The sequence below is a fragment of the Pseudarthrobacter sp. CC4 genome (genome assembly GCF_048957775.1).
Taxonomy (GTDB): domain Bacteria; phylum Actinomycetota; class Actinomycetes; order Actinomycetales; family Micrococcaceae; genus Arthrobacter.
The window spans coordinates 223,915-242,055 of the sequence record NZ_JARCCZ010000003.1; the positions used below are offsets into that span (position 1 = coordinate 223,915).

17 protein-coding genes are annotated in these 18,141 nt (G+C 68.4%); 13 read left to right on the forward strand and 4 right to left on the reverse strand.

Features of this window, described 5'->3' with window-relative positions; all coding sequences use genetic code 11:
• The first annotated feature begins 141 nt into the window (after positions 1 to 141).
• From clpS to rdgB, 6 genes are all read left to right on the forward strand, one after another.
• Complete coding sequence (gene clpS, locus PV768_RS03815) at positions 142 to 525, forward strand: ATP-dependent Clp protease adapter ClpS (RefSeq protein ID WP_157241848.1); 384 nt, start codon at positions 142 to 144, stop codon at positions 523 to 525.
• Positions 518 to 1,084, forward strand: a complete 567-nt coding sequence (locus tag PV768_RS03820) for a DUF2017 domain-containing protein (protein ID WP_421092318.1) — start codon at positions 518 to 520, stop codon at positions 1,082 to 1,084. The genes clpS and PV768_RS03820 overlap by 8 nt, the downstream gene beginning before the upstream one ends.
• Before the next feature lie 105 nt (positions 1,085 to 1,189).
• Positions 1,190 to 2,206, forward strand: coding sequence for a glutamate racemase (gene murI / locus PV768_RS03825; protein ID WP_321213840.1), 1,017 nt, complete (start codon positions 1,190 to 1,192; stop codon positions 2,204 to 2,206).
• Positions 2,203 to 3,000 carry an MBL fold metallo-hydrolase gene (locus PV768_RS03830; RefSeq protein WP_321213839.1) on the forward strand — a complete coding sequence of 266 codons (798 nt, stop codon included), beginning with the start codon at positions 2,203 to 2,205 and terminating at the stop codon, positions 2,998 to 3,000. Before murI ends, PV768_RS03830 begins: the two co-directional genes overlap by 4 nt.
• Before the next feature lie 53 nt (positions 3,001 to 3,053).
• On the forward strand, positions 3,054 to 3,812 hold the full coding sequence (gene rph / locus PV768_RS03835) for a ribonuclease PH (RefSeq protein ID WP_157241850.1): 759 nt from the start codon (positions 3,054 to 3,056) through the stop codon (positions 3,810 to 3,812).
• Positions 3,809 to 4,483: an RdgB/HAM1 family non-canonical purine NTP pyrophosphatase gene (gene rdgB / locus PV768_RS03840; protein WP_421092319.1), complete on the forward strand. Its 675-nt coding sequence runs from the start codon at positions 3,809 to 3,811 to the stop codon at positions 4,481 to 4,483. The genes rph and rdgB overlap by 4 nt, the downstream gene beginning before the upstream one ends.
• A 95-nt stretch (positions 4,484 to 4,578) precedes the next feature.
• Here the strand turns inward: rdgB and PV768_RS03845 are convergent, their stop codons facing one another.
• Positions 4,579 to 5,355 (reverse strand): VTT domain-containing protein, encoded by a 777-nt coding sequence (locus PV768_RS03845; RefSeq protein ID WP_157243098.1) that lies wholly within the window; start codon positions 5,353 to 5,355, stop codon positions 4,579 to 4,581.
• 82 nt (positions 5,356 to 5,437) lie between these two features.
• On the opposite strand from PV768_RS03845, the gene PV768_RS03850 reads away from it, so the two are divergent.
• Positions 5,438 to 6,448, forward strand: a complete 1,011-nt coding sequence (locus PV768_RS03850; protein WP_321213837.1) for an exonuclease domain-containing protein — start codon at positions 5,438 to 5,440, stop codon at positions 6,446 to 6,448.
• A 67-nt stretch (positions 6,449 to 6,515) separates the two neighbouring features.
• Positions 6,516 to 6,995: a DUF4395 domain-containing protein gene (locus PV768_RS03855; RefSeq protein WP_157241851.1), complete on the forward strand. Its 480-nt coding sequence runs from the start codon at positions 6,516 to 6,518 to the stop codon at positions 6,993 to 6,995.
• On the opposite strand, the gene PV768_RS03860 is transcribed toward PV768_RS03855, so the two are convergent.
• Positions 6,976 to 8,097, reverse strand: a complete 1,122-nt coding sequence (locus PV768_RS03860; RefSeq protein ID WP_421092320.1) for an ADP-ribosylglycohydrolase family protein — start codon at positions 8,095 to 8,097, stop codon at positions 6,976 to 6,978. The genes PV768_RS03855 and PV768_RS03860 overlap by 20 nt on opposite strands.
• A gap of 159 nt (positions 8,098 to 8,256) precedes the next feature.
• Here PV768_RS03860 and PV768_RS03865 point away from each other — a divergent pair, with 159 nt between their 5' ends.
• The 4 genes from PV768_RS03865 to PV768_RS03880 all read left to right on the forward strand — a co-directional run bounded on the left by PV768_RS03865 (position 8,257) and on the right by PV768_RS03880 (position 15,006).
• Positions 8,257 to 9,195, forward strand: a complete 939-nt coding sequence (locus PV768_RS03865; RefSeq protein WP_421092321.1) for an aquaporin — start codon at positions 8,257 to 8,259, stop codon at positions 9,193 to 9,195.
• A 56-nt stretch (positions 9,196 to 9,251) separates the two neighbouring features.
• A complete protein-coding gene (locus tag PV768_RS03870; protein ID WP_421092322.1) occupies positions 9,252 to 10,436 on the forward strand; it encodes an exonuclease SbcCD subunit D in 1,185 nt (394 codons plus the stop codon).
• Positions 10,433 to 13,501 (forward strand): AAA family ATPase, encoded by a 3,069-nt coding sequence (locus PV768_RS03875; protein ID WP_421092323.1) that lies wholly within the window; start codon positions 10,433 to 10,435, stop codon positions 13,499 to 13,501. Before PV768_RS03870 ends, PV768_RS03875 begins: the two co-directional genes overlap by 4 nt.
• 98 nt (positions 13,502 to 13,599) lie before the next feature.
• Positions 13,600 to 15,006 (forward strand): MFS transporter, encoded by a 1,407-nt coding sequence (locus tag PV768_RS03880; protein ID WP_421092324.1) that lies wholly within the window; start codon positions 13,600 to 13,602, stop codon positions 15,004 to 15,006.
• Here PV768_RS03880 and PV768_RS03885 read toward each other — a convergent pair.
• The gene (locus PV768_RS03885) at positions 15,003 to 15,737 is read right to left on the reverse strand and encodes an IclR family transcriptional regulator (RefSeq protein ID WP_421092325.1); all 735 of its coding nucleotides are present in this window, start codon (positions 15,735 to 15,737) and stop codon (positions 15,003 to 15,005) included. The genes PV768_RS03880 and PV768_RS03885 overlap by 4 nt on opposite strands.
• 289 nt (positions 15,738 to 16,026) lie before the next feature.
• On the opposite strand from PV768_RS03885, the gene PV768_RS03890 reads away from it, so the two are divergent.
• Positions 16,027 to 17,358 carry an MFS transporter gene (locus PV768_RS03890; protein ID WP_157241858.1) on the forward strand — a complete coding sequence of 444 codons (1,332 nt, stop codon included), beginning with the start codon at positions 16,027 to 16,029 and terminating at the stop codon, positions 17,356 to 17,358.
• Between the two features lie 131 nt (positions 17,359 to 17,489).
• Here the strand turns inward: PV768_RS03890 and PV768_RS03895 are convergent, their stop codons facing one another.
• Positions 17,490 to 18,137 carry a phosphoribosyltransferase gene (locus PV768_RS03895; protein ID WP_157241859.1) on the reverse strand — a complete coding sequence of 216 codons (648 nt, stop codon included), beginning with the start codon at positions 18,135 to 18,137 and terminating at the stop codon, positions 17,490 to 17,492.
• Between the last annotated feature and the right edge of the window lie 4 nt (positions 18,138 to 18,141).

The window sequence follows — 18,141 nt, forward strand, 5'->3', positions numbered from 1 at the left end:
GTTACTCTAGTCCCCACCGGCTCCCGCGTCTCGCTTCGCTTCGCCGCGGGGCCCTCGCCGGTGTGGGCCCACCCACCGGCTCCCGCGTCTCGCTCCGCTTCGCCGCGGGGCCCGGGCCCATCATCCCCATAGAATGGATAGATGACCATAAGCGTTGCGCCCGGCCCCGATACACGGGAGGGCACCCGGACCGGAACAGCGGAATCCACCGATTCCCTGACGGCACCGGACATCCCCTGGAACCTGGTGATCTGGAACGATCCCGTCAACCTCATGAGTTATGTGAGCTACGTTTTCCAGAGCTACTTTGGCTACTCGGAGAGCAAGGCGAACAAGCTCATGATGGAGGTCCACAAGAAGGGCCGGTCCATTGTTGCCTCCGGCAGCAAGGAGCAGGTGGAGCGCCACGCGGTGGCTATGCACGGTTTTGGCCTGTGGGCGACGGTGGAGAAGGCCAGCGGCGGGAACGGCGGCAGCACCCGCAAATCCGGCGGACCGGGCCAGGGCAAGGGGAAACGTGGCTAAGGCATTCAAGTACGGACTCAAGGGCATTACCGGCTATCTTGAGCCTGCGGAGCGGGACCTGCTGCGCAGCCTGATCAGTGACGTCATTTCCATGCTGCAGCCGGAGGAACGGACGGGGCAGGATCCGCTGGCCGCCCTGATCGGCCTGGACATGGACGTCGCCGAGCCTTCGGACCGCGCCGTTAAGCGGCTCCTTCCCAACGTCATGAAGGACGACGCCGGCGCGTCCCTTGAGTTCCGCCAGCTCACCGAGCGGTCGCTGCGGGAGACAAAGATCGGCGCCCTGCAGGCGGCCGCCCTGGACCTGGACAAGGACGAGATTGTGCTGACGCCCGAGGGGGCGAATCACTGGTCCATGGCGCTGAACGACGTCCGGCTTGTCCTGGCCGAGCGGCTGGACATCCAGGATGAGGAGGATGCCGAACATGTCCACCTCATGCAGGACTGGTCCCAGGCGGAGGACGTGGAAAGCTACCTGGCGCTGGTCTACAACTTCGCCACCTGGCTCCAGGAATCACTGGTCCAGGCCATGCTGCAGTCCCTGGACGCCCGCCGATGAGCGGCGCAGGCCGGTCTCCGTCCCCGTGCTGTGACACACCAGACATGAGCTGCTGGCCACAAGATCACCGCCGGGGCTGCAGGGAAGCCCTATCCTCGAATAATCATGAGTAGAGCCTCGAGCATTGATCCGCCGGCAGGCGCTGCAGCCGGGTCCGCCGCAAGCGACATCCCTGCCGCCGCCGTGGAGTCACGGCCCATCGGTGTCTTTGACTCCGGCGTGGGCGGCCTGACGGTGGCACGGTCCATCATCGACCAGCTGCCCAATGAGTCCATCCTCTACGTGGGGGACACGGCGCACGGGCCCTATGGCCCCCTGCCCATCGCGGAGGTGCGGGCAAACGCCCTCGGTGTGATGGACGAACTCGTGGACTCCGGCGTCAAGCTGCTCACCATCGCCTGCAACTCGGCGTCGGCCGCTGTCCTGCGCGACGCCCGGGAGCGCTACACGGCCAAGTACGGCATCCCGGTCATCGAGGTCATCCAGCCGGCGGTGCGGCGTGCCGTTGCCGCTACCCGCAGCGGACGGGTCGGCGTGATCGGCACCTCCGCCACGGTAGGGTCCCGGGCCTACGAGGACACGTTTGCCGCGGCTCCCGACCTGGCGATCACCTCGGTGGCGTGCCCTGAGTTCGTCAGCTATGTGGAGGCCGGCGTCACCACCGGACCGGCCCTTCTTGCTGTTGCCGAGGAGTACCTTGCACCCCTCAAGGCGGCCGGCGTGGACACGGTGGTCCTGGGCTGCACGCACTACCCGCTGCTCACGGGGGTCATCTCCTACGTCATGGGAGCGGACGTGACCCTCGTGTCCAGCGCCGAAGAGACCGCCAAGGACGTCTACCGCGCCCTGGCCACCCACGGTCTCCAGCGCACGGACGCCACGCCCCCGGAACACCACTTTGTGGCCACCGGCGACGCCGGCCAGTTCGAGGCCCTGGCCAGGCGGTTCCTTGGCCCGGAAGTGCTCTCCGTCCGGCACGTGGACCATGTGTCCGCGCAGTACCCCACCGGCAGCCTTGCCCGGATCACCCCCGAGATGATCGCTGCCGCCCAGGGCGCCGCCGCCCGTCCGCGGATCTCCAACTTCGTTGGGACGTCAGTGACCGGGGGGCCGGGCCAGTGAAGCTCACCATCGTCGGCTGTACCGGTTCCTTCCCCGGCCCCGGATCGCCCGCATCCTGCTACCTCCTGACCGCGAACGACGGCGAGCGGACCTGGAAAGTGGTCATGGACCTGGGCAGCGGCGCACTGGGTGCCATCCAGCGGTACACGGACCTCGAGGACATCGACGCGATCTTCCTGACCCACCTGCACCCCGACCACTGCATGGACCTCTGCGGCCTGCACGTGGCCGTCCGCTGGAAGCCCGGCGGCTGGGGCCGGGGACGGATTCCGGTCTGGGGACCGGCCGCCACTGCAGACCGGATGGCCACCGCGTACGGGCTGCCGCTGGACCCTGGCATGCATGAGGAATTCGACTTCACCAACTGGGCCGAACGCCAGCCGGTCACCGTGGGTCCCTTCACCGTGACCCCCTTTGCCGTGAACCACCCCGTGGAGGAGGCCTACGCCCTTCGGGTGGAAGTGGTGGAACCGGACAAGGAAGGCAACACCGTCTCCCGGACCCTGACGTACTCCGGTGATACCGATTCCTGCGCCGGGCTTGAGGAAGCCGCGAAGGACGCAGACCTCTTCCTGTGCGAAGCTGCATTCGAGGAAGGCCGCGACGACGGAATCAAGGACGTCCACCTCACCGGCAAGCGTGCGGGGGAGGCCGCCGCGGCGGCGGGGGCACGCCGGCTCCTGCTGACGCACATTCCGGTATGGACGTCCCAGACCACCGTGATGGCCGAGGCCCGGCCGGTGTTCGGCGGCGATGTTGCGGTAGCGGTTGCCGGCGTCCACTACACCATCTAGGCCCCGAAGCAGGGCCAGGCGTCGGCAGCACCTGCAGTGGATAAGCTAAAGGCATGACTTCTGAAGCAACTGCAGTGCCCATCGTGCGCGCCGACGGCCGCGCTCCCGACCAGCTCCGGCCCATCAGCATCACGCGCGGATGGTCTTCCCAGGCCGAAGGATCGGCCCTGATCGAGTTCGGCAACACCCGGGTCCTGTGCACCGCCTCCCTGACCGCGGGCGTCCCGCGCTGGCTCAAGGGTGAGGGCCGCGGCTGGGTCACCGCCGAGTACGCCATGCTGCCGAGGGCCACCAACACCCGCTCCGACCGCGAATCGGTCAAGGGCAAGATCGGCGGCCGCACCCACGAGATCTCACGGCTGATCGGCCGTTCGCTCCGCTCGATCATCGACACCAAGGCCCTCGGCGAGAACACCATCGTGCTGGACTGCGACGTCCTCCAGGCCGACGGCGGAACCCGCACGGCAGCCATCACCGGCGCCTACGTTGCGCTCGCTGATTCCATCCGCTTCGCCCGGGACAACAAGCTGATCGCAAAGAACGCCCAGCCCCTCATCGACACCATCGCCGCGGTGTCCGTGGGCATCATCGACGGCGTTCCCATGCTGGACCTGCCGTACGTGGAGGACGTCCGGGCCGAAACGGACATGAACGTGGTGGTCACCGGGTCCGGCAAGTTCGTGGAGGTGCAGGGCACGGCTGAGGGCGCACCCTTTGACAGGGCAGAACTGGACCAGCTCCTGGACCTTGCCCTGCTGGGCACCACGCAGCTCGCGGCCATCCAGCGCGAAACCCTGGCAGACACGCTGTGAGCGCGGCCGCCGCCGCCCCGTGGCAAGGTGCTGCCCCCCGCCTGGTCCTCGCCACGCACAACAAGGGCAAACTCCGGGAACTGCGTGAGCTGCTGCGGGGACAGGTGCCCGGGCTCGACGTCGACACGCAGGTGGTGGACGCAGCGGCTGCAGGTGCCCCGGACGTCGTCGAAACAGGCGTGACGTTCGCCGAGAATTCGCTGCTCAAGGCGCGCGCTGTCGCCGAGGCCACCGGCCTGGTGGCCATCGCCGACGACTCCGGCCTCGCCGTGGACGTCATGGGCGGAGCACCCGGGATTTTCTCAGCCCGGTGGGCCGGCAGCCATGGCGACGACGCCGCCAATCTCCGGCTCCTGCTCGGCCAGCTCTCGGACGTTCCGGACCACCATCGGGGCGCCGCCTTCGTCTGCGCGGCGGCCCTCGCGGTCCCGGACGCGGACGGCACCCCCGGACGCGAGGTAGTGGAGTACGGGCAACTCGAAGGGATCCTGCTGCGCGAGCCGCGGGGGAACGGCGGCTTCGGCTACGATCCGGTACTCCAGCCCGCGGGGGAGGACCGCAGCTGTGCCGAGCTGTCCGCCGAGGAAAAGAACGCCATCAGCCACCGGGGCAAGGCGTTCCGCGCGCTGCTGCCCGCCATCGTCGAGGCCCTGCAGGCGCCGAAGTCCTGACGCCCGCCGGTGGACGGCTGGCTGGGCAAACAAAAAAGGTGTGCACCCCGCCGGAGCGGGGGCACACCTTTTGCGTAGGATCCCTGGCCGGCTTCCTAGGGCAGGCGCGGCGTCTTCTGCTCGTCCTCGGGGGCGTGCTCTTCGATGAACTCGTCCACCGGATCGGTGCCGTAGGCCTTCGCCTGCCGCTTGGCGGAGATGCCGCGGAGGACCTCCACTCCGATGGGGAGGACCGAAACCAGGACGATGGCGATGAAGATGATGTCCAGGTTCTCGCGGACCCACGGCACGCGGTCACCCAGCAGGTAGCCCAGGAGCGTCACGCCGCCGCCCCAGAGCACTGCACCGATGACGTTGAAGAGGAAGAACTTCTTTTTGCTCATCTGGGCCACGCCCACGATGACGGGAACGAAAGTCCTGATGATGGGGACGAAACGGGCCAGGATCAGTGCCTTACCGCCGTGCTTTTCGAAGAACGCGTGTGCGTTTTCCACGTTCTCGCGCTTGAAGAGGCGTGAGTTTGGCTTGTTGAAGATGGCGGGGCCGGCCTTTGAACCGATGAGGTAGCCGGTCTGGTTTCCCACGATGGCCGAGATGATGATCAGCAGCGCGAACAGCAGCACGTTGAACTTGATGGTGTCCGTGGCCACCAGCAGTCCGGCGGTGAACAGCATGGAATCACCCGGCAGGAAGAAGCCAACCAGCAGGCCGGTTTCCGCGAAGACGATTCCGCAGACCAGCAGGACCACCCAAGGTGCCAGGGCGGGATCGGCCAGGAAGACCTGGGGGTTCAGCCAGTCGGGCAGGAAGGAGGCCAGCTGGGGCTGCACCGGTCCTGCCCCGCCCAGCATGGACACGGCGAGGTCATTCATCACAGGAAAGTTCACCTCTCAAGGGTACTTGACAGAGCTGTGCCTGCACGGAGGGGCGGCATTCCGGCGGTAAGGTTGGGCCGTGGGTTTGGACTTTACGGCGATCGACTTTGAAACTGCGAACGGCTTTCGGGGCTCTCCCTGCGCGGTGGGCCTGACCAAGGTCAGGGGCGGCCGGATCGTCGAGGAAGCTTCGTGGCTCATGCGGCCGCCGCAGGACCACGACCACTTTGACTACCACAACGTCCGGATCCACGGCATCCGGGCCGAGGACGTTGCAGGCAAGCCCCGCTTCGGGGACCTCTTCCCCGAGATCGGGGCCTTCATCGGCGACGACATCCTCGCGGCGCACAATGCTGCCTTCGACCTGGGCGTGATCCGTTCCGGCCTGGAGGTCTCGGGCCTGCCGGGGCCCGCTTACGACTATGTCTGCACCGTGATGCTCTCCCGGCGGTGCTATTCCCTGGTGTCCAACTCCCTGCCGTTCGCCGCGGAGGAAGCCGGCGTTCCCCTGGTGAACCATCACGACGCCGCCGAGGACGCGCGGGCGTGCGCGGGGATCCTGATCGACATAGCCCGCAGGAACCAGGCCAACAGCATCGCCGAACTCTACCTCTCCCTGGGACTGGTGATGCCCCGGCAACAGGCTTTCCACCCCGCGACGGATGCGCTCTCCAAACCGAGCCTGGCCGCCCTCTCGGCTGCGTCCGGCAGCACTGCTGCGCCGCTCCGGCCCTTCCAGGCGGGCTGGCCGGAGGAGGGCGCCAACCCGCTGCCCAACCCCGACGCCGAGCCCGGCCATCCCCTGTACGGGCAGACCGTCGTCTTCACCGGGCAGCTGTCCATGGGGCGCCCGGAGGCGAAAAGGCGCTCTGCGGACGTCGGCGCCCGGCCCGAAAGCCGCGTAACCGGACGCACCACGGTCCTGGTGGTGGGCGACGGCTTTGTCGCCGCAGACCTTCGGTCCGGCAGGCTGACGGGCAAGGCCCGCCGGGTCCTGGAACTCCATGAGCGGGGGCAGGCCATCGAGGTGCTCTCCGAAGGGGAGTTCCTGCAGATGGTGGGCGGTTTCGCGGCCGCGGGCATCGCCTGAGGTGCCCGCCGGTTCATCCGGCGCAACAAACCTTGGTTGCGGGACAGACCGCTCCTAGCCTTGGCTCATGAGTTCCGTGTTCGCCTTCCCGAATCCCGTCAATGAGTACGCCGCACGCGTGACCGCGGGCCTGGTTGTGCTGCTCGCGGTTGTGACGGCAGCGAGCGGCTCAGTGTGGGGCCTGCTGGCCATCGCCGTCGGGTTCTGGCTGCGCGTGCTGTTCGGGCCGAGGGTTTCGCCGCTGGCGCTCTTGTCCGTGAAGGTCATCACGCCGCGGCTGGGACGGGTGAAGCTGGTCCCCGGACCGCCAAAGCGCTTCGCGCAGGGGATTGGGGCCGCAGTGTCCACCACCGCCCTGGTCCTGTTCGTGGCCGGGGCAGCGCCCGCAGCATGGGCAGCACTGGGCATCCTGGTCGTCGCGGCGTCACTTGAGGCTTTTGCAGGCTTTTGCCTGGGGTGCGTGATCTTCGGGTTCCTGCAGCGGAACGGACTGATTCCGGAGGACGTCTGCGAGGCGTGCAACAACATCAGCCTTCGGCGGTCGTAACCCCCACCAGCAGATCGGCCATGCCGCGGACCGCCTCGGGCGCTTCCAGCGATCCGAGCCAGTCTGCGGGCAGGCACTCCTCGCCGTAGAAGGCCCCCAGGATATTCCCGGCCAGCGAACCGGTGGAATCGCTGTTCCCGCCGTGGTTCACCGCCAATGCCAGCGCCGCCCGGAAGTGCCGGACGGGCAGCGTGCCTGCGCCGGCGTCGTCCGTGCCCTGGTTGTCCCCGCCCGTACCGCCTGTGCCTGGCGCAGTGGCAAGCACCGCGTAAAGCGCGACGGCGAGTGCTTCCGCCGCGGTCCGGCCTTCACCCAGTGCCTCCGTGAGTTCCTCCGGGCTGACTACGCCCTTGCCCGCGAGCCGGAGGGCGTAGTCCAGGCGGTCGGGCAGTTCCGGTGCCACCTCGTTGAGCGAACGGGAGCGGGCGGCCACTGCGGCAGCCGCCTCGTGGAGCCCTTCGCCCGTGACGAGCCGGTGGATCAGCAGGCTGAAGATTCCGGCACTCTGGCGCGCCGCCGGGTGCCCGTGCGTCAGGGAGGCGGCGTCTGCACTCAGCTTATAGACGGAGTCGGGCGTGATGTGCGGGACCAGCCCGAACGGCGCCGACCGCACCACCGTTCCGCAGCCCTTCGACACCGGATTTACCGGGCGGAAGACAGTCCCCATCTCACCCGTGGCCAGCCCGGAGATGGACGCCTTGTCCGGACGCCGGCGCTCGTGGAGCACTGCCTGGCGGTCGATCCACCGCGGCTGGGGTGCGGGGGCCGCCGCAGGGGCAGACTCTCCCTGCGTGGCCAGCCACCGGAGGTACGCGAGCCACAGGCAGGCGTTGACGTCCGCGCCCACCCCGGAATTCGCCCACTCAAGTGCCTCCACCAGTCCGTCAACCGTGTAAAGGGTCAGCTGGGTCTCGTCCGAAAAGGGGCTCCCGGACAGCTCATGGAAACCGGTAAGGCCGTGCCCGCCGAACCGGCGCCGGATCTCCTCCATCGAGTCCGTGCCGACGGCATAGCCCAGGGCATCGCCCAACGCGCCGCCCAGCAGGCAGCCGTGGATGCGTGATCTCAGTGCGGGCGCGGACGGGCCGGGTTCAATGCTCATGCTGCAAATTTACCGCGGCAGCGGCCGGCTTCCTGACGGGTGCCGGCCATCGCCGTCCGGGTCAACGCGCGGGCGCGGCAAACGCCCGGAAGCAGCTGGAATAATGGAGGGGTTGCCCGGCGGCCGCACCGCCATCTCCTGCCTACCAAAGGGTCCACCATGAGCACCCCCGCCCTTGACCATCACGACGCCTTGCTGCCCCGCGGTCCGGAGGCCTCACGCCCCGGACTGCTGCCCAGGCTGGGGGCCGAGGCCTTCGGCACGCTGTTCATCGTGATGGCCGGCCTCGGTGTTCCGCTGTTCACCATCCCGGACTCCAGCCCCCTCCCTGCGGCGCTTGCAGCCGGCCTGGCCGTGACCGCCGCGATGCTCGCCTTCTCGCACGTTTCGGGCGGCCACTTCAACCCGGCCATCACCGTGGGGCACCTCCTGGCCGGACGGATCCGGGCCGGCGCCGCTGCCGCCTATGCCGGGGCCCAGCTGGCCGGTGGACTGGCTGGTGCCCTCGCCCTCTTCGGAATCCTGCGCACCCTCCCGGGGATTGCGGACAGCCGCACCGCTTTCGACACCGTCACGGCCGGCTTTGGCGAACACTCCATCATCCAGGCGCCGCTCGCTGCGGTGCTGCTCCTTGAAATGCTCGGCGCCGCAATCGTTGTTGCGGTCTTCCTGGGGACGTCCGGCAGGGACAATTCGCAGGACGGCGGCGGCCGGTCCGCCGCTGCCGTGGCGGTCGGCCTGTCCTTTGCGGTCCTCCTGCAGCTGGGCCAGTCGGTGGGCAACCTGCCGTTTAATCCTGCCCGCGCAGTCTCGTCCGCCCTTTTCAGCTCGGGCTGGGCTGCCGGGCAGCTGTGGGTTTTCCTGACTGCCCCGGTGGTGGGCGCTGCCCTTGCGGGACTGGTGTTCCGGAGCTTCGGAGCGGCCGCTGGCGGACGCCGGCCGGCTGTCAGCGCGGTCCCCGGAACGCAGGGCGCAGACGTGTCCCCGCCCGCAGTGCCCGCCGTTTCCGGTGCGGACGGACGCCCCGATCCACGCACGGACAAGCCCGGGCCGGGGACCAGCGAAGCCCAGGACTTCTTTGAAGGAACGCGGGGCTGATCCCGGTGCCCGCGGCGGTTGCCGTTGCTGTCAGTGGCAGCCGATAGCTTAGGAACATGCGGTTACTACACACTTCGGACTGGCATTTGGGCCGGTCTTTCCACGGCGTCGGGATGCTGGACGCCCAGCGCGCCTTCGTTGACCAGCTGGTCGGTGCCGTCAAGCAGCACGGCGTGGACGTTGTCCTGGTGGCGGGGGACGTCTATGACCGCGCCCTTCCCGGCGTGGACGTGGTACGCCTGCTTGACGAGGCCCTGGTGCGCCTGACCGCTGCCGGCGCCAAGGTGGTGCTGACCAGCGGCAACCATGATTCCGCCATCCGCCTGGGCTTTGCGTCCCGGCTCCTGGAACGCGGGGGAGTGCACCTCCGCACCAGGATCGAGGACCTGGACGAACCGCTGCTGCTGCCGCTGGGGGACGCGGCTGCCGGGGAAGGTGGCAAGGCCGTGCTGGCCATCTACGGCATTCCGTGGCTCGAACCCCGGCTCGTCGCCGAACAACTCGGTGCGGACACCCCCAGCCACTTTGAAGTTACCCGGGCCGCAACAGGGATGATCCGCGAGGACATCAAGCGGCGTTCAGCATCGGCCACCGTTCATTCCGTGGTCCTGGCCCACACCTTCGCCAGCGGGGGGATCAGCTCGGACAGCGAGCGGGACCTCAGCATCGGCGGCGTCGGCGCCGTACCGCTGGACCTCTTCGAGGGCTTCAGCTACACGGCACTGGGGCACCTGCACGGACGCCAAACCCTGTCGCCCCAGGTGAGGTATTCTGGCTCGCCGCTCGCTTACTCCTTTTCGGAAGCCACCCACCAGAAAGGCGGCTGGCTCGTGGACCTCGGCGCGGACGGAGTCACCTCAGTGCGGGAAGTCCTGTGGCCGGCGCCGCGCGCACTGGCCGTGCTGCGCGGGCCCCTGTCTGAGCTGCTGGAATCGCCCGCGCACCAGTGGGCCGAAACCGCCTACTGCCAGGTCACCCTGACCGACGCCCAGCGGCCCGCCCGAGCCATGGAGCGGCTCCGTTCCCGGTTCCCGGACACCCTGGTCCTTGGTTTCGATCCGGAGGGCGGAGCCCAGGCCGCCGCCTCAAGCTACAGCAGCAGGCTGGCCGAGGCGCCGGACGACCTCGCGGTGTGCTGCGGCTTCCTGGAACATGTGCGCGGCAGGGAACCCGATGCGGCCGAAAAAGCCGCGGTGGCTGCTGCCCTGGAGAACGTCCGGCTCCTGGAGGCTTCACGATGAGGATCCACCGCCTCCTGATCTCCGCGTTCGGGCCCTTTGCCGGTACCGAGGAGATTGACTTCGACAGGCTCAGCGCCCATGGCCTTTTCCTGCTCAACGGCCCAACAGGCGCAGGAAAGACCAGCGTCCTGGATGCCATCTGCTTTGCCCTGTACGGCTCCGTTCCCGGGGCCCGCCAGGACGGGAAAAGGCTCCGCAGCGACCATGCGGAACCGGCGCAGGAGCCTGCCGTCACCTGTGAGTTCTCGGCCCAGGGCCGCCGCTTCGAAGTGACGCGGTCCCCGGCCTGGGACAAGCCGAGCGCCCGGGGGAAGAACGGCTTCACCACGCAGCAGGCCAAGACGCTGCTGCGTGAACGCGTCAGCGGAACCTGGACGGAAAAGTCCGCCCGCAATGATGAGGCAGGCGCAGAGATTCTGGCCCTGCTTGGCATGGACCGGGAGCAGTTCACCCGGGTGGTGATGCTGCCCCAGGGCGACTTCGCCGCTTTCCTCCGTTCCAAGGCCACCGACCGGCTGGAACTTCTGCAGAAGCTTTTTGGTACCGAGCGGTTCGAATCGGTGGAGCAGGAACTGGCCCGCCAGGCGCAGGCAGCCAAGGAGGAAGTCTCCCTCCTCGCCGGCCAGCTCGAAATCCTGGCGGCGCGGGCGGAGTCGGAGACGGCCCCCCTGGGGCTGGACGGGGCCGGCGCTCCATCCCCGGATGATGCGGTGGCCCGGCTTGAATGGCTTGAAAGCGCGGTAAACGGGCGGCTGGCGGAACTCACGGGCCAAGCGGAACGGGCGGAAGCCGCAAGCACCGAATGCAGGGACGCCGTGGAAGCGGAAGCAGCGCGCGGGGAGCGGCGCCGCAAACTCGATTCCGCCGCGGCCCGGAAAGCGGCCGTGGACCAGGGGGCGCAGTTGCTGGAGGAACAGCTCCTCCGGCTGGCCCGGCACCGGAAAGCCGAGGTCCTGCACGGGCAGCTGCTGAACGTTGATGCAGGTGCCGCGAAGGTCCGGCGGGCCGCTACTGCCGTGGAGTCCGCCTTTACGTTGCTCAGCATGGCCGCAGGGGAAGACCCCGAGTTGGCCCAACTGGAGTTGGGAATTGGCGCGGTCCCGCCTGCGGACGGGGCAGGAGCCGCTGCCGGCTGCGCCGCCGAACTGGGGCGCCTGCGTTCGCTCCTTGCCGTCGTGGAGGCCCGGGTGCCGGACGAGGACAGGCTGCTGGGCCTCCGGAAGCGCCACAGCGGGCTGGTGAAAAAGCAGGAAGAACTCGCCGCCGTCCTCGTGCAGGCGGGGAGCCGCTCCGAAGAACTCCAGGCCGAGCGGCGCCGCCTCCAGGACGGGCTGCAGGATCTCGAGCAGCGAGCGGGTGCCGAGGCCCTGCGGCGGAAGGAAGCCGCGGCCGCGGAGGAGCTGCTCGACGTCGTCAGGCGCTATGGCGGGGCCGTTGCTGTCCGGGACCAGGTCAAAGTCCGGTACGACGGGTTCCGGGACAGCCAGCTGGAAGCAAAACGCCACTGGCTGGACCTCAGGGAAGAGCGGCTCGCAAACGCGGCTGCTGAGCTGGCCGCCAAGCTGGTACCGGGCGAACACTGTGCCGTCTGTGGCAGCACCGATCATCCCGCCCCCGCCGCAGGCGGTCCGGGTGGTCCAGGGCTCGCGCAGGAGGAGGAGGAAGCGCGGCGTGTCCACGAGGCGGCGGAGGCCGCCTGTGCCGTGGTTGCCCATGAACTGGCAGAAGCCAGCCAATTGGTGGCCGTCCTGGCGGGCCAGGGCGGGGAAACAGCCGCGGAAGAGGCCGAAAACGGCGCGGTCCGCGCGCGCCTGGCAGCTGCCGAGGCAGAGGCCGCGGTCAAGGAACTCAGCGCTGTCCGGTTGCGGCTCGAGAAGCTTGAGGCCGCTGTTGAAGCAGCACAAAAATCGAGGACGGACGCAGAAGCCGAGCTTGCCCGGACTGTGGCCTCGCTGGCCGATGTGACCGAACAGTCCGCCGCCCTTGACCAGGCACTGGCCGGGCTCAGGGGAAGCCACCGGAGCCTGGCCCAGCGGTTGCGCGCGCTGGAAAACGCAGTGGCAGTCCTCAATAAGGCGGTTGAAGCACAGGCCCAGCTGGAACAGGCGGAGGCCCAGGCCGCCGAGGCGCGGGAGCAGCTGGAACAGGCTCTTCCTGCCGCCGGCTTCGCAACCGCCGGCGAGGCCCGGGAACAGCTGCTTGAGGCCGCCGAGGCAACTGCCCTCCAGGCCAGCGTGCGGGCCGCCCAGGACGAGCAGGCAAAGGTAGCGGAACTGTTCGTTTCAGCGGATGTTGTGCTGGCACTGGAAGAAAAGTCGGCCGGTTACGAAGTGGACCCGGCGCGGCTTGCGGGGTTCCGGGAAGCTGCGGCCACCGCAGTGCAGGAAGCCCGGGACGCGGACCTTGCTGCCGGCATGGCGTCCAGGTGCCTGGCCTCGCTCCGGGGTATCCGGGCCGAGTACAGCGATCTGGCAGGATCGGCGCGGCAGCCTGCCGAGCGGGCACAGATGCTCGCGGGCCTGGCGGATGCCGCAGCAGGCCGGGGCGAGAACACATACCGGATGAGCCTGAACAGCTATGTCCTGGCCGCCCGCCTGGAGCAGGTGGCCCTGGCGGCCTCGGAGCGGCTGGTGGCCATGAGCGATGGCCGGTACCTGCTCCAGCACACTGATGCCAAGGCCGCGCGCGGCGCAAAGTCGGGGCTTGGCCTGGAGGTAGTGGACCAGTGGACCGGGTTCCGCCGGGACACCTCCACGCTGTCCGGAGGCGAGTCGTTCATGGCCTCCCTGTCCCTGGCGCTCGGGTTGGCGGACGTGGTCCAGCAGGAGGCCGGCGGAGTGGAGATCGAAACCCTGTTCGTGGACGAAGGGTTCGGCAGCCTGGATGAGCAGTCCCTCGAACAGGTGATGGACGCCCTTGAAGGCCTCCGGGACGGCGGCCGCGTGGTGGGGCTTGTCAGCCACGTGGCAGAGATGAAGCAGCGGATCGGCGCCCAGCTCCAAGTACTGAAAGGCCGGAACGGATCGACGCTGCGGATCTCCGACGCGGTGGATGCTCCCGTGTGACAGCGGCGGCGGTCTCGGGAGCCGGATATAATTGGACAGTTACCGGGTTGCGCGCATCGGGAGGAGGGACGGTGTGCACAACATGAACGAGCCCGGAATTGACTTCATCCACCTCACTTGACAGCCCGCAAGTAACTGTCCCTGCCGGCCAGCCGTCGCCTTCCCCTGCACCCGCCCACGTCCCTGAGCCGCCTGGCGCCGCCAACCAGCCAGCTGCCAACCCGACGTCCGCCAACCCGGCTCTCGGCGGCAGCCGCTTCGCCCGGCTGCCCCGTCTTGCCGGCCGCAGCTTTATTCCGCTGGGGCTGTTTGCGCGGCTTCCGCTGGCCATGCTGACAGTCGGGACACTCACGCTGGTTACGTCAGCCAGCGGTTCCTACGCACTGGGCGGGACGGCTGCCGGTGCGGTCGGGATCGGTTCGGCATTGGGCGCTCCGGCCTTGGGAGCCTTGGCCGACCGGCGCGGACAACGTCCCGTGCTGTTGATCGCGTCCCTCCTTAATACCGCGGCAGTGGTGGCCCTGATGCTTGCGGTGTGGGCCATGGGGGAGTTCGGCGGTGTCACTGCGGCGGTGCTGGCGTCCGCCTTCGTGTCCGGTGCAAGCTGTCCGCAGGTCGGACCGCTGGCCAGGGTGCGGTGGATGGCCCTGGCCTCACGGGGGCCGGCCGCGGACAGGGCGAAGGACCTGCACACTGCCCTTTCCTACGAAAGCACCGCGGACGAGGTGACTTTTGTCCTTGGGCCGGCCCTGGTGGGAATCCTGGCCAGCCTGCTGGCGCCCTGGCTGCCCCTTGCCCTTGCGGCCGCCATGACCATCACCTTCGTTCCGGCCTTCGCCGTGCACCGCACCCATCGTGCCGTTCCGGTCATCAGGGCTGCTCCGGCGGGCAGCGCGGCCCGGACCGCCGCGGACCGGCGTTCGCAGGGTGCAGGAACCGCTGCCGGGCGCCTCCCGGCAGCGGTGGCCCTGCCGGTGCTTGCCATGGTGTGCATGGGAACGTTCTTTGGCTCGACGCAGGCCGCCCTGAGCTCGTTTTCGGGATTGTTTGGAGGCTCGGAGGTTGCCGGCCTGCTGTACGCCTCGATGGGCCTGAGCTCGGCCGCGGCGGCATTGTCGGTTGCCTACTGGCCGCAGGCCTTCAGCCTGTCCGGGCGGTGGGCGCTTTGCGCCGGGCTGATGGCCGCGCTGGCCCTGCTCCTGCTGCTGCCGTCCTCGATGCCCGGGATGGTGGCAGCGCTGCTGGTCCTGGGCCTCCCGGTGGGGCCGGTCATGGTCACGGTCTTTGGCGTCGGCGGTGCCGTCGCTCCGGCTGGCCGGCTCGGCACCGTAATGACGGCGCTGGCCAGCGGCATCGTGGCCGGCACTGCCCTTGGCTCGTCCTTGGGCGGTCAGCTGGCCGAACTGCACGGCTACGCAGCGGCGTTTGTTGTCCCGGTCTGTGCCGCAGCGGTCCTGGCACTCCTGGGTGCCGCGTCCGGCGTTGTTCTTCGCCGCAGGCCCTAAGCCAGTTGCCGCTCGATCCTGGCGGCGCTCTCCACCAGAGCCGCGCCCACCGTCGCGGGGTCATGGGATGAGCGGATATAGACGACGGCGAGGGCGGCCGGGCGGCTGCCGGGTACCCGGACGGGCGTAGCCAGGGACGATACGCCGGCGATGACCTCGTCGTGGCTGGCCGAGTATCCGGCACGGCGGGCCTCGGCGGCCTCGGGGCGGTAGGGGATTCCCGTGGCCAGCCGGTCCCATTCGGCCTCGGTGAGCGCCGACTGGATGGCGATGCCCGGGGCGCCGGCGTTGACGGGATGGCGGGTGCCGGGATGCTGGGCCACAGTGGCGCCCGAGTGCCTGGGTTCCACCGTGAGCAGGGTGATGCAGTCGTGGTGGTCCCACACGGCCACGAACGCCGTCATATCCAGAGTATTGGCGAGTTGCGTCAGCTCCGGAAGGGCTGCCGCCTGCAGGTTGCGCGAAACCCCGCGTGCCAGGACAGCCAGCCCCGGCCCCGGCTGGACGCGCCCGGCGTCGTCCCGCACCAGCAGCGAGTGGTCCTCCAGGGTCCGGAGGATGCGGTACGCCACCGACCGGTGCACGCCCATCGCGTCCGCCAGTTCCGCAATGGTCAGCGGGCCGGGCGCTGCCGCGAGGATCTCCAGGGCGCGGATTCCCCGGGACAGGGTTTGCGACGCGGACGCCTGGGCCGGCGCTGCTCCGGCCGGCGCTGCAGCGGTGGGATTCATGGTGACCATCCTAGGTGGCAGGTTCCGGCAGGCGGTGCCGGGGACCGGCCAGGCGCGCGGTGTCCTCAATTCGAAAGGGCAATTCAAATATAGAACTGGGTGATCGCGGAGCCCAAACGTCAGGTCGGCTTTCCTGCAGGTTCCCGCAGTTCAACCGGCTGCGCATAAAAGTTTGCGCGGGCCGTGTTGTGCCTCACATTTTCGTAGTACCCTACTAACTAACTGACCGTTCTGTCGGTAATCCTGATGGCGTCCCGGCAGCGCTGCTGCCTTGAACAATGGAGTTTCAATGACCACACCTTCCAAGGTGGACACACTCGCCGGTCCCAGCACCCGGCGGGAGGAACGCAAGGTCCTCGCCGGCACCCTCGTCGGAACCACCATCGAGTGGTACGACTTCTTCATTTTTGCCCAGTTGACCGCAACGCTGCTGTCGCCGCTGTTCCTGGCACCGCTGAACCAGTCCAACCCCGGGCTGGCACAGATCCTCTCATTCGCCCTGATCGGCATCAGCTTCCTCTTCCGGCCCCTCGGCGCCGTGGTGGCCGGCCACCTGGGCGACCGCCTGGGCCGCAAGGCGATGCTGGTCTTCACCCTGGTGATGATGGGTGCAGCCACCGCCCTGATCGGCATGCTGCCCACCTACGCCCAGATCGGCGCCTGGGCACCTGTGCTGCTGATCACGCTCCGCATCATCCAGGGCTTCTCAGCCGGCGGCGAGTGGGGCGGGGCGGCGTTGATGGCCGTTGAACACGCGCCCCTGAACAAGCGCGGCCTCTTCGGTGCCTACCCGCAGATTGGCGTGCCCATCGGCATGATCCTGGCCACCGGCCTGCTCTTCTTCCTCAACACCAGCATGTCCAAGGAGGACTTCGCGGCCTGGGGCTGGCGCGTGCCGTTCCTGCTCTCCATTGTCCTTATCGTGGTGGGGTACCTGATCCGGCGGGCGGTGGCCGAAAGCCCCGTCTTCCGGGAGATGGCTGCCCGGAAGCAGGAAAGCAAGGCCCCGCTGGGCGAGCTGGTCCGCAGCCACAAGAAGCCGGTCCTGTACTCCACCATGATCTTCATCGGGAACAATGCGGCCGGCTACCTGCTGATTGCCTTCTTCATCGCCTACGCCACCAGGACCTTGAAGATGCCTACCGCGGAGGTGCTGCTGGCCACCACCCTGGCCTCCTTCGGCTGGCTGATCTTCACCCTTGCAGGCGGCTGGCTCTCGGACCGCATCGGCCGGGTCAAGACCTTCCTGACGGGCTACGCCATCATCTTTGCCTGGATGATCCCGATGTTCGCCCTCATCGACACGAAGAACATCTGGTTCTACGGCCTGGCGCTGTTTGTCCTCACCATCGGGCTTGGGCTGTCCTACGGGCCCATGTCAGCCATGTACGCCGAGATGTTCCCCGCGAATGTGCGGTACTCCGGGATTTCCATCGGCTACGCTTTCGGCGCCATCCTGGGCGGGGCATTCGCGGCGACCATCGCTGAAACGCTGCTGCAGTCCACCAAGTGGACCGGGTCCATTGGCATCTACATCATGGTCCTGTGCGTCATCTCCGCCATTGGTGTGGTTCTGGCCAAGGAAACCAAGGGGCGGCCACTCGGCGTCAGCCACCACTAATCCCACCACCGCCCAGTGCAGGACGACGGCGGGCCGGACCATGGCGGTCCGGCCCGCTTCGCCGTCTGGGCCGCCTGTGCCGTGCCGGTTCGTCTCCTTTGCCATACTGCGAAAGGACATGGCCTGCGGTGTTACTGCTCCAGGATGCTGATCGCATCGTCGTCGGACAACTGCTCAAAGTGCCGGTAGAAACTGCCGACCGCGCGGAACTTTCCGGGCAGGTGCAGGCACAGGACGGCGTCGCATGCGCGCTCCACGGAGGCCTCTGCCTCAATGGAGCCGACCGGGGCAGCCGCCACGACGGTTGCCGCACCGCCGTCGCGCACTGCTTCCACTGCTGCGCGCATGGTGGCTCCCGTCGCCAGGCCGTCATCGACCAGGAGGACGGTCTTTCCGGCGAGGTCGAGGTCCACGCCCGGATAGAGCTCCGCGCGGCGGAGCAGCTCGGCGCGTTCCCGCTGCTCCACGGCGTCGAGCCATTCCTGGCGGACGCCGTGTTCAAGGACGCGGTCCAGCAGGGGCTTGTTGACCAGCCGGACGGTTCGGCCGTGGACCCAGGCCAAGGCGCCGTAGGCTGTTTCTTCATGGCCGGGAATTCCGAGCTTCCGGACCAGGACGGTTCCGAGTGGAAGATGGAGGGCCTTTGCCACCGCGGCTGCCACGGGGATTCCCCCGCGGGCCAAGCCAAGCACAAGGGTGTCGGGCCGCTCCCGGAACTGCGGAAGGATGGCCGCAAGGCGTTCGCCGGCGTCCGTACGGTCTTCGAAGAACGTGCGCATCAGT

What these genes read in the sequence shown, in the direction of transcription:
- clpS (WP_157241848.1), top strand. Translation starts at nt 142, where the DNA reads ATGACCATAAGCGTTGCGCCCGGCCCCGATACACGGGAGGGCACCCGG.
- murI (WP_321213840.1), top strand. Translation starts at nt 1,190, where the DNA reads ATGAGTAGAGCCTCGAGCATTGATCCGCCGGCAGGCGCTGCAGCCGGG.
- rph (WP_157241850.1), top strand. Translation starts at nt 3,054, where the DNA reads ATGACTTCTGAAGCAACTGCAGTGCCCATCGTGCGCGCCGACGGCCGC.
- PV768_RS03845 (WP_157243098.1), bottom strand. Translation starts at nt 5,355, where the DNA reads ATGAATGACCTCGCCGTGTCCATGCTGGGCGGGGCAGGACCGGTGCAG.
- PV768_RS03855 (WP_157241851.1), top strand. Translation starts at nt 6,516, where the DNA reads ATGAGTTCCGTGTTCGCCTTCCCGAATCCCGTCAATGAGTACGCCGCA.
- PV768_RS03860 (WP_421092320.1), bottom strand. Translation starts at nt 8,097, where the DNA reads ATGAGCATTGAACCCGGCCCGTCCGCGCCCGCACTGAGATCACGCATC.
- PV768_RS03865 (WP_421092321.1), top strand. Translation starts at nt 8,257, where the DNA reads ATGAGCACCCCCGCCCTTGACCATCACGACGCCTTGCTGCCCCGCGGT.
- PV768_RS03870 (WP_421092322.1), top strand. Translation starts at nt 9,252, where the DNA reads ATGCGGTTACTACACACTTCGGACTGGCATTTGGGCCGGTCTTTCCAC.
- PV768_RS03875 (WP_421092323.1), top strand. Translation starts at nt 10,433, where the DNA reads ATGAGGATCCACCGCCTCCTGATCTCCGCGTTCGGGCCCTTTGCCGGT.
- PV768_RS03885 (WP_421092325.1), bottom strand. Translation starts at nt 15,737, where the DNA reads ATGAATCCCACCGCTGCAGCGCCGGCCGGAGCAGCGCCGGCCCAGGCG.
- PV768_RS03890 (WP_157241858.1), top strand. Translation starts at nt 16,027, where the DNA reads ATGACCACACCTTCCAAGGTGGACACACTCGCCGGTCCCAGCACCCGG.
- PV768_RS03895 (WP_157241859.1), bottom strand. Translation starts at nt 18,137, where the DNA reads ATGCGCACGTTCTTCGAAGACCGTACGGACGCCGGCGAACGCCTTGCG.